8 protein-coding genes, 2 tRNA genes and 3 other RNA genes are annotated in these 8,554 nt (G+C 53.7%); 5 read left to right on the top strand and 8 right to left on the bottom strand.

The genetic code is table 11. The annotated features are described in order from the left end of the window. Positions 1 to 187: 187 nt before the first annotated feature. The 7 genes from C1Y42_RS06005 to C1Y42_RS05975 all read right to left on the bottom strand — a co-directional run bounded on the left by C1Y42_RS06005 (position 188) and on the right by C1Y42_RS05975 (position 2,410). A non-coding RNA gene (locus C1Y42_RS06005) (RtT sRNA) lies at positions 188 to 315 on the bottom strand. A gap of 40 nt (positions 316 to 355) precedes the next feature. Further along, positions 356 to 482, bottom strand: a non-coding RNA gene (locus C1Y42_RS06000) — RtT sRNA. A gap of 40 nt (positions 483 to 522) precedes the next feature. Then, positions 523 to 650: non-coding RNA, RtT sRNA (locus tag C1Y42_RS05995), on the bottom strand. 40 nt (positions 651 to 690) lie between these two features. After that, positions 691 to 775 (bottom strand) — tRNA-Tyr (locus C1Y42_RS05990). Positions 776 to 819: 44 nt separating this feature from the next. Beyond that, a tRNA-Tyr gene (locus C1Y42_RS05985) sits at positions 820 to 904 on the bottom strand. Between the two features lie 144 nt (positions 905 to 1,048). After that, the gene (gene purU / locus C1Y42_RS05980) at positions 1,049 to 1,897 is read right to left on the bottom strand and encodes a formyltetrahydrofolate deformylase (RefSeq protein WP_031280214.1); all 849 of its coding nucleotides are present in this window, start codon (positions 1,895 to 1,897) and stop codon (positions 1,049 to 1,051) included. Between the two features lie 57 nt (positions 1,898 to 1,954). Beyond that, the gene (locus C1Y42_RS05975; protein WP_040679954.1) at positions 1,955 to 2,410 is read right to left on the bottom strand and encodes a YchJ family protein; all 456 of its coding nucleotides are present in this window, start codon (positions 2,408 to 2,410) and stop codon (positions 1,955 to 1,957) included. A gap of 96 nt (positions 2,411 to 2,506) precedes the next feature. On the opposite strand from C1Y42_RS05975, the gene rssA reads away from it, so the two are divergent. From rssA to C1Y42_RS05950, 5 genes are all read left to right on the top strand, one after another. Continuing rightward, positions 2,507 to 3,412: a patatin-like phospholipase RssA gene (rssA, locus tag C1Y42_RS05970; RefSeq protein ID WP_021510074.1), complete on the top strand. Its 906-nt coding sequence runs from the start codon at positions 2,507 to 2,509 to the stop codon at positions 3,410 to 3,412. A 101-nt stretch (positions 3,413 to 3,513) separates the two neighbouring features. Beyond that, positions 3,514 to 4,530 carry a two-component system response regulator RssB gene (gene rssB, locus C1Y42_RS05965; protein ID WP_104093001.1) on the top strand — a complete coding sequence of 339 codons (1,017 nt, stop codon included), beginning with the start codon at positions 3,514 to 3,516 and terminating at the stop codon, positions 4,528 to 4,530. Positions 4,531 to 4,722: 192 nt separating this feature from the next. Further along, positions 4,723 to 5,631, top strand: coding sequence for a UTP--glucose-1-phosphate uridylyltransferase GalU (galU, locus tag C1Y42_RS05960; RefSeq protein WP_021510076.1), 909 nt, complete (start codon positions 4,723 to 4,725; stop codon positions 5,629 to 5,631). Positions 5,632 to 5,654: 23 nt separating this feature from the next. Further along, complete coding sequence (locus C1Y42_RS05955; RefSeq protein ID WP_021510077.1) at positions 5,655 to 6,995, top strand: UDP-glucose/GDP-mannose dehydrogenase family protein; 1,341 nt, start codon at positions 5,655 to 5,657, stop codon at positions 6,993 to 6,995. A 14-nt stretch (positions 6,996 to 7,009) separates the two neighbouring features. Further along, positions 7,010 to 8,017 (top strand): NAD-dependent epimerase, encoded by a 1,008-nt coding sequence (locus tag C1Y42_RS05950; protein ID WP_058757710.1) that lies wholly within the window; start codon positions 7,010 to 7,012, stop codon positions 8,015 to 8,017. A 98-nt stretch (positions 8,018 to 8,115) separates the two neighbouring features. Here C1Y42_RS05950 and hns read toward each other — a convergent pair whose 3' ends face one another. Then, positions 8,116 to 8,523, bottom strand: coding sequence for a histone-like nucleoid-structuring protein H-NS (gene hns, locus C1Y42_RS05945; protein ID WP_031280215.1), 408 nt, complete (start codon positions 8,521 to 8,523; stop codon positions 8,116 to 8,118). Positions 8,524 to 8,554 lie beyond the last annotated feature (31 nt).

The raw sequence follows: 8,554 nt of genomic DNA, 5'->3' as shown, positions 1-8,554 counted from the left end.
CCGGGGATGAATCTACGAAGCAGGCTTTATGCCCAGGGGGCGCCCCCATCTCACCAGCAACTTCCCGATGATCAGTCGGGGATCATCATACCCGGAGGAGAATGATCGGGATATAAGGGGCGCCATTGATGGCGACCTGGCATTGCCTGAATTCAGAAGACAACTGGAGGAGAAGTGCAGCATGAGATGGTGGCGGGAGAAGGATTATTCGCCGCAAGCGGCTCACCCTGCGGGCCGCGCTGACGCGCGTTGTCTCGCTGCGTTCGACCCGAACCTTCAGTCGAAGCTTCTCATCCTTCTCCAGGTGTTATTAACTGGCTTTATTGACTGACTGGAAGAGGAGTGCAGCATGAAATGGTGGCGGGAGAAGGATTATTCGCCGCAAGCGGCTCACCCTGCGGGCCGCGCTGCGCGCGTTGTCTCACTGCGTTCGACCCGAACCTTCAGTCGAAGCTTCTCATCCTTCTCCAGGTGTTATTAACTGGCTTTGTTGACTGGCTGGAAGAAGAGTGCAGCATAGAATGGTGGCGGGAGAAGGATTATTCGCCGCAAGCGGCTCACCCTGCGGGCCGCGCTGACGCGCGTTGTCTCACTGCGTTCGACCCGAACCTTCGGTCGAAGCTTCTCATCCTTCTCCAGGTGTTATTAACTGGCTTTGTTGACTGGCTGGAAGAAGAGTGCAGCATAGAATGGTGGCGGGAGAAGGATTCGAACCTTCGAAGTCGATGACGGCAGATTTACAGTCTGCTCCCTTTGGCCGCTCGGGAATCCCGCCAGGGATATGAAGCTCAGAAGATTCAGGCGCAGAATGGATTCAGATGGTGGCGGGAGAAGGATTCGAACCTTCGAAGTCGATGACGGCAGATTTACAGTCTGCTCCCTTTGGCCGCTCGGGAATCCCGCCACTGGCCTGAATCTTTATGCCTGAAAGCGGGGCGCATCATACCAAATGCGTTCAGTCTGTAAAGCGCCCGCAGTAAAAAACTCAATCGTTTGCCCACTTTTTACGCGTGGCGCTGAAGAGTTGCGCAAATCAGCGCCGCAGTGGTTAAAGAATGATCGTGCGGTTGCCGTAAACAAACACGCGCTGGCCCAGCACTTTATACAGCGCGCGGCTCAGTACATTCTTTTCCACGTCGCGTCCGGCACGCATCATCTCTTCAGCGGTATAGCTGTGATCGACGTTAATCACGTCCTGCATGATGATCGGGCCTTCATCAAGGTTGTCGTTCACGTAGTGCGCTGTGGCACCGATGATCTTCACGCCGCGCTCATAGGCCTGATGATAAGGGCGTGCGCCAATGAAAGCTGGCAGGAACGAGTGGTGAATATTGATGATCTGGTTGGGATAACGCTGCACAAACGCCGGCGTCAGCACGCGCATATATTTCGCCAGCACCACGTAATCCGGCTGGTAGCGATCGATCTCATCCGCCATGCGGTTATCGTGCTCTTCGCGCGTCAGGCCTTCATGGCTGACCAGCACGAACGGGATGTCAAAACGCTCGACCAGCGAACGCAGCGTTTCATGGTTACCAATAACGGCGGCGATTTCCATGTCCAGACCACCAAAGGCACTCTTCATCAGCAGATCGCCCAGGCAATGCGCCTCTTTGGTGACCAGAATCACCACGCGGCGACGTCCGGCGCTGTGCAGCTCACGTACCGAACCGGTCGGCAGCGCGCTGTCGAGGTCAGCCAGCAGCGTGTTGTCGTTGAAAATGCCTTCCAGCTCTGTGCGCATGAAAAAGCGCCCGGTACGGTGATCGACGAACTCATTGTTCTGCACAATGTTCAGTTCGTGCTTGTAGCAAATGTTGGTGATCTTAGCGATCAGACCTTTGGCATCGGGGCAAATGGTCCGTAAAACTTTTCGTTGCATGGTTTGCGCTTGCATCTCGATCAGAGTCCTGTCAAAGCGATGAATGGTGAAGCTGTTGGGCATCTGTCCAGATTAGCCACAACATTTTTTGTATTTTTTATCGGAGCCACAAGGACAGCGATCGTTACGCCCTAACTCCGGCGTTGTTCCGTCGACATAGTACCAGCGTTGATCCTCGCGAAGAAAGCGTGAACATTCATACAGGCTGCAGGTACGGCCTTTTTCGAGATAACGCGCAAAAAAAGTCACGAAGGCTTCATTCTCATGGCTTCCGTGATTACAACGGGTTACATTCAGGCCAAGCCATTCTGTGGTGGCGAAACTTTCGGATAATAGCGTCTCCAGTCCGGCCACGCGCTGGCTGGGATGCCAGGTTTCTACCAGCCAGGCGGCGTTTTGCTTAACGTAAGCGCTGTAACGCGAGCGCATTAACTGTTCAGCGCGCTGTGGCGTTTGTTGCCCGTTCAGAAAGGGCTGACAACATAGGCTATACTGCTCTCCGCTGCAGCAGGGGCACTTTTCGGACACATCATCTCCTGAGAGTGATTAAAGTTAATGGAAGTGTGCGCTATGTTAGCCGACTGGCCAGCGTGAAGCTACGCATCAGGTTGATCACGAGGTGAGATGAGAAAAGTCAGGATTGGGCTGGCCCTGGGATCGGGCGCTGCCAAAGGCTGGGCGCATATTGGTGTCATCAACGCGCTGGAGCGCGCCGGTATTGAGGTGGATGTCGTCGCCGGCTGTTCCGTCGGCGCACTGGTGGGTTCTGCCTACGTCAACGGCCGTCTGGCGTTGATGGAGAAGTGGGTCAGCGCATTTCGCTACTGGGATGTTATCCGTCTGATGGACCTCTCATGGCAGCGTGGCGGCCTGCTGCGCGGCGACCGGGTGTTTAGCCATATCCGTCAGCTGATCCCTAACGAGCTCATCGAAGACGCGGATAAGCGCTTTGGCGTGGTAGCAACCAACCTCAGCACCGGACGCGAGCTGTGGCTGACCGAAGGGGATTTGCACCAGGCGGTGCGTGCATCGTGTAGTATGCCAGGCTTATTGCCTCCGGTTGGCTACAATGGTTATTGGCTGGTGGATGGTGCGGTGGTCAATCCGGTGCCGATATCGCTAACCCGCGCGCTGGGCGCTGACATTGTGATTGCCGTTGACCTGCAACATGATGCGCACCTGATGCAGCAGGATCTGCTGTCGGTCACGCCGCAGAGCGGTGAAGAGGCGGCAGCGGCAGAAGCACTGAGCTGGGGCAAAAAACTGCGCCAGCGTCTGATGGGGTTGACCCATCGGCGCGCCAGCCAGTCTCCAGGCGCGATGGAAATTATGTCAACGTCAATCCAGGTATTGGAAAATCGCCTGAAACGTAACCGTATGGCAGGCGATCCGCCGGATGTGCTGATTCAGCCTTTTTGTCCGCAGATTTCAACGCTGGACTTTCATCGGGCTGAAGAGGCCATTGCGGCAGGCAAGGCCGCCGTGGAGAAAAAAATGGATGAACTATTACCGCTGGTCCGTAGCAGATAATCAGTTGTTCATTCACGGGGGTTGTGACTTCAGCCAATTCTGAAAGGCGCAACGGCGTTTTATGAACCACTATTGAAATATCTGGTACGCAGGGGGAGAGAATGGAAAAACCGCTAATCGGCAAAAAGATACTCATTGTCGAAGATGAGGTCGTTTTCCGTTCATTGCTGGACACATTGTTAACTGGCCTCGGAGCCAGCACGTTCGAAGCGGGCGACGGACTCGACGGCCTGAGTTTACTCGCCGCGCAGTCAGTGGACCTGGTCATTTGCGATCTGGAAATGCCGCGCATGGGCGGTATTGAGTTTGTCGAGCGAATTCGTACACGCGGTAATAGCGTGCCCATCCTGATCATCTCCGCCACGCAGAACATGGCTGACATTGCCCACGTGCTGCGCCTTGGCGTGCAGGACGTGCTGCTCAAGCCGCTAAAAAACCTGGAACGTTTCCGTGAAGCGGTGTTTGAGTGCCTCCATCCTTCGATGTTCACCTCGAAAGTGGAAGAAGATGAACAGCTGTTTCAGGACTGGGATGCCCTGGTGCGCGATCCGCTCGCTGCCGCCAAGCTGCTCAAACAACTGCAACCGCCAGTCCAGCAAACCATCGCCAGCTGCCGCATAAACTACCGTCAACTCACCATGGCGGAACAGCCGGGGCTGGTGCTGGATATTGCCGCGCTGTCGGACAAAGATCTGGCGTTTTATTGCCTTGACGTAACGCGTGCCGGCGACAACGGCGTGCTGGCTGCATTATTGCTCAGAGCACTGTTCAACGGTTTATTGCAGGAGCAACTGTCCGGGCAAAAGCAACGTCTGCCGGAACTCAATGGTCTGCTGCGCCAGGTGAATATGCTGTTGCGTCAGGCCAACCTGAACGGTCAGTTCCCGCTGCTGGTGGGCTACTACCATCGTCAGTTGAAAAATCTGATTCTGGTCTCAGCCGGTCTGAATGCCACGCTGCACATCAATACTCAGCAAATCCAGCTCAGTAACGGTGTGCCGCTTGGCACTATGGGCAGCACCCATCTTAATCAAATCAGCCAGCGCGCCGATGCCTGGCAATGTCACGTCTGGGGAGCCGGCGGCCGGCTTCGCCTGATGTTATCGTCCGAAGAATAGCCACTCAGATTTATATTTTCCGCGGGTTAAAGACAGGGCCAAAGCTTAGCTTTACACTTGGGTAATAGTCTTAAATTCCGCGGATTAACTCCATCCAGGATAAATCCGTCTGACACTAACTGATATACTCATTTCGTTTTTAAACCGACATATCAAGTATTAACTTGAACGGCCTATTAAGAGAGGTATTTGATGTCTGCCTATAAGTCTAAAGTAAAAAAAGCGGTAATCCCGGTTGCAGGTCTGGGTACGCGTATGCTGCCTGCCACCAAAGCTATTCCAAAAGAGATGTTACCGCTGGTCGATAAGCCGTTGATCCAGTATGTCGTGAACGAGTGTATTGCTGCGGGTATTAATGAGATCGTGCTGGTTACGCACTCCTCTAAAAACTCCATCGAAAACCATTTTGATACCAGTTTCGAACTGGAAGCGATGCTGGAAAAACGCGTGAAGCGTCAGCTGCTGGATGAAATCCAGTCAATCTGCCCGCCACACGTCACCATCATGCAGGTACGTCAGGGTATCGCCAAGGGCCTCGGTCACGCCGTGATGTGTGCTCATCCGCTGGTCGGTGATGAGCCAGTCGCGGTGATTCTGCCAGACGTGATCATTGATGAGTACGAATCTAACCCAACCAAAGATAACCTGGCAGAAATGCTGACGCGCTTTGAAGAGAGCGGTCGCAGCCAGATCATGGTTGAGCCAGTTGCCGATGTCACCGCTTACGGCGTGGTTGACTGCCAGGGCGCAGAGCTGGCACCGGGCCAGAGTGCACCGATGGTGGGCGTGGTTGAGAAGCCAAAAGCCTCGGAAGCGCCATCTAACCTGGCGGTAGTCGGTCGTTACGTGCTGTCTGCGGACATCTGGCCTCTGCTGGCGAAGACCCCTCCTGGTGCAGGCGGCGAAGTGCAGCTGACCGACTCCATCGCCATGCTGATGGAAAAAGAGACCGTAGAAGCTTACCACCTGACCGGCGTGAGCCACGACTGCGGTAACAAACTGGGTTATATGCAAGCTTTTGTTGAGTATGGCGTGCGTCATCCGGTGCTGGGCAAAGATTTCGCTCAGTGGCTCGACGGCGTTGCAGGCAACAAAAAGTAATTCATTAAGCACAGGATAATTCAATGAAAGTCACTGTATTTGGTATCGGCTATGTCGGTCTGGTTCAGGCTGCGGTGTTGGCCGAAGTCGGACATGACGTTCTCTGTATTGATGTCGACGAAAAGAAAGTCGAAAACCTGAAAAAGGGCATCATCCCAATTTTTGAACCGGGCCTGACGCCGCTGGTTATGTCGAACTATGAAGCGGGGCGCCTGAAATTCAGCACCAACGCAGAAGAGGGCGTAAACCATGGCGTAATGCAGTTTATTGCTGTGGGCACGCCGCCGGATGAGGATGGCTCTGCCGACCTGAAATATGTGACTGCGGTTGCGCGTACTATTGCGCAGCACATGAACGATCACAAAGTCGTCATCGACAAATCTACCGTACCGGTAGGCACCGCTGACCGCGTGCGCGCGGTGATGAGCGAAACGCTGAAGCAGCGTGATGCCAATATCGCGTTCGATGTGGTCTCCAACCCGGAGTTCCTGAAAGAGGGCGCCGCAGTTAACGATTGCATGCGTCCGGAACGTATCGTGGTGGGCACCGATAATGATGAAGTGGTCGAACTGCTGCGTGAACTGTACGAACCGTTTAACCGTAATCACGATCGCATGATTCTGATGGATATCCGCAGTGCAGAGCTGACCAAATATGCAGCTAACTGCATGCTGGCGACCAAAATCAGCTTCATGAACGAGATTTCCAACCTTGCGGAACGCCTGGGTGCTGACGTGGAAAAAGTACGTCAGGGCATCGGTTCTGATTCACGCATCGGTTATCACTTTATTTATCCGGGCTGTGGTTACGGCGGTTCCTGCTTCCCGAAAGACGTGCAGGCGCTGATTCGCACTGCAGAGTCAATCGGCTACACCCCGCGCCTGTTGCAGGCGGTAGAAGACGTCAACGATTCGCAGAAGAACAAGCTGCCGACGTTTATTAAACGTCACTTTGGCGACGATCTGCGTGGCAAGACGTTTGCGCTGTGGGGGCTGGCGTTCAAACCGAACACCGACGACATGCGTGAAGCCTCAAGCCGCGTGCTGATGGAAGCACTGTGGCAGGCGGGCGCAACGGTGCAGGCGTTTGATCCGGAAGCGATGGAAGAAGCTCAGCGCATCTACGGCCATCGTGACGATCTGAAGCTGTGCGGCACTAAAGAAGCTGCGCTGCAGGGCGCCGATGGTTTGGTGATCTGCACCGAGTGGCAGAACTTCCGTGCTCCGGATTTCGACGTGATTAAATCCTCGTTAAAACAACCCGTGATTTTTGATGGTCGTAACCTGTATGATCCGGAGCGTATCAGCAAACGCGGTTTCGTTTATTATGCAATCGGCCGCGGAGCGTCTATTCAAATTGTGTAATAAATGAGGGATGTATGAATTTTCTGGTCACCGGCGCGGCAGGATTTATTGGTTTTCACGTTAGTCAGCGTTTGCTGGCTGCCGGTCACCAGGTTGTTGGTATCGATAACCTGAATGATTACTACGATGTCAGCCTGAAACAGGCGCGCCTCGACCAGATTACCGCACATCCCGCGTTTACTTTTCTTAAAATGGACCTGGCAGATCGCCAGGCCATTTCTTCCCTGTTTGAACAGCATGCTTTTGCGCGTGTGATCCATTTAGGTGCACAGGCGGGTGTTCGCTATTCCATTGAGAATCCGCACGCCTACGCTGATGCCAACCTGATTGGTCACTTAAATATTCTGGAAGGTTGCCGTCATCATAAGATTGGCCACCTGCTGTATGCTTCATCGAGTTCGGTTTATGGCCTGAACCGTAAAATGCCGTTCTCTACGGATGATTCCGTTGATCATCCGGTATCACTTTATGCTGCGACGAAAAAAGCCAACGAATTAATGTCGCATACCTATTCACACCTTTACCAATTACCTACCACCGGATTGCGCTTCTTTACCGTTTATGGTCCGTGGGGCCGTCCGGATATGGCGCTGTTTAAGTTCACCCGCGCGATGCTGGCCGGTGACGCGATCGATGTGTATAACCGCGGCCAGATGACACGTGACTTTACCTATATTGATGATATTGCCGAAGCGATTGTGCGTTTGCAGGACGTGATTCCGCAGGCAGATGAAAACTGGACGGTGGAAAACGGCTCGCCTGCTACCAGTTCGGCGCCGTATCGTGTGTACAATATTGGCAATAGTCAGCCTACCAGCCTGATGACTTACATAGAGTCGCTGGAAAAAGCGCTGGGGATTGAGGCGAAGAAAAATATGCTGCCGATGCAGCCCGGCGATGTATTAGGCACCAGTGCAGACACCCAGCCGCTGTATGACGCGATAAATTTCCGCCCGCAGACCAGCGTAGAGCAGGGCGTGCAGCGTTTTGTTGACTGGTACCGCGACTTCTATCAGCAGTAAATCGCGATAAAAAAAGGAAGCCAGCGGCTTCCTTTTTTCTTACCCGGTGTAAAACAGAGCACAGCGCCAGGGCTGGCATGCTGCGAAGCACTGGTTCCTTACAGCAGGAAATCGTCCAGTTGTTTACCTTGTTCTTCAATCGCTTTTTTAATCACGGCTGGCGTACGTCCCTGGCCGGTCCAGGTACGGTTCTCACCGTTCTCGTCGACGTAACCATACTTCGCCGGACGTGCCGCACGTTTGGCTTTACCTGGCGCTTTGGTTTCCGCTAATGCCTGCAGCAGTTCGTTTGGATCAATACCGTCTGCCATCAGCATTTCACGATATTGTTCCAGCTTACGGCTGCGCTCGGCATTTTCCGCCTGGGCGAGAGATTCTTCTTCACGACGTTCATTCACCACAACCTCAAGTTTTTCCAGCATCTCTTCCAGTGTTTCCAGAGAGCATTCCCGAGCCTGCGCGCGCAATGTACGGATATTATTAAGAATTTTAAGTGCTTCGCTCATTGTCCTAATCTCAAAATATAATAAATGGAGT

The organism is Pantoea sp. ICBG 985 (genome assembly GCF_002928365.1).
Classification (GTDB): domain Bacteria; phylum Pseudomonadota; class Gammaproteobacteria; order Enterobacterales; family Enterobacteriaceae; genus Pantoea; species Pantoea dispersa.
Note: the sequence above shows the minus strand (reverse complement) of the source record. Positions and strands in the feature narration are given on the sequence as shown.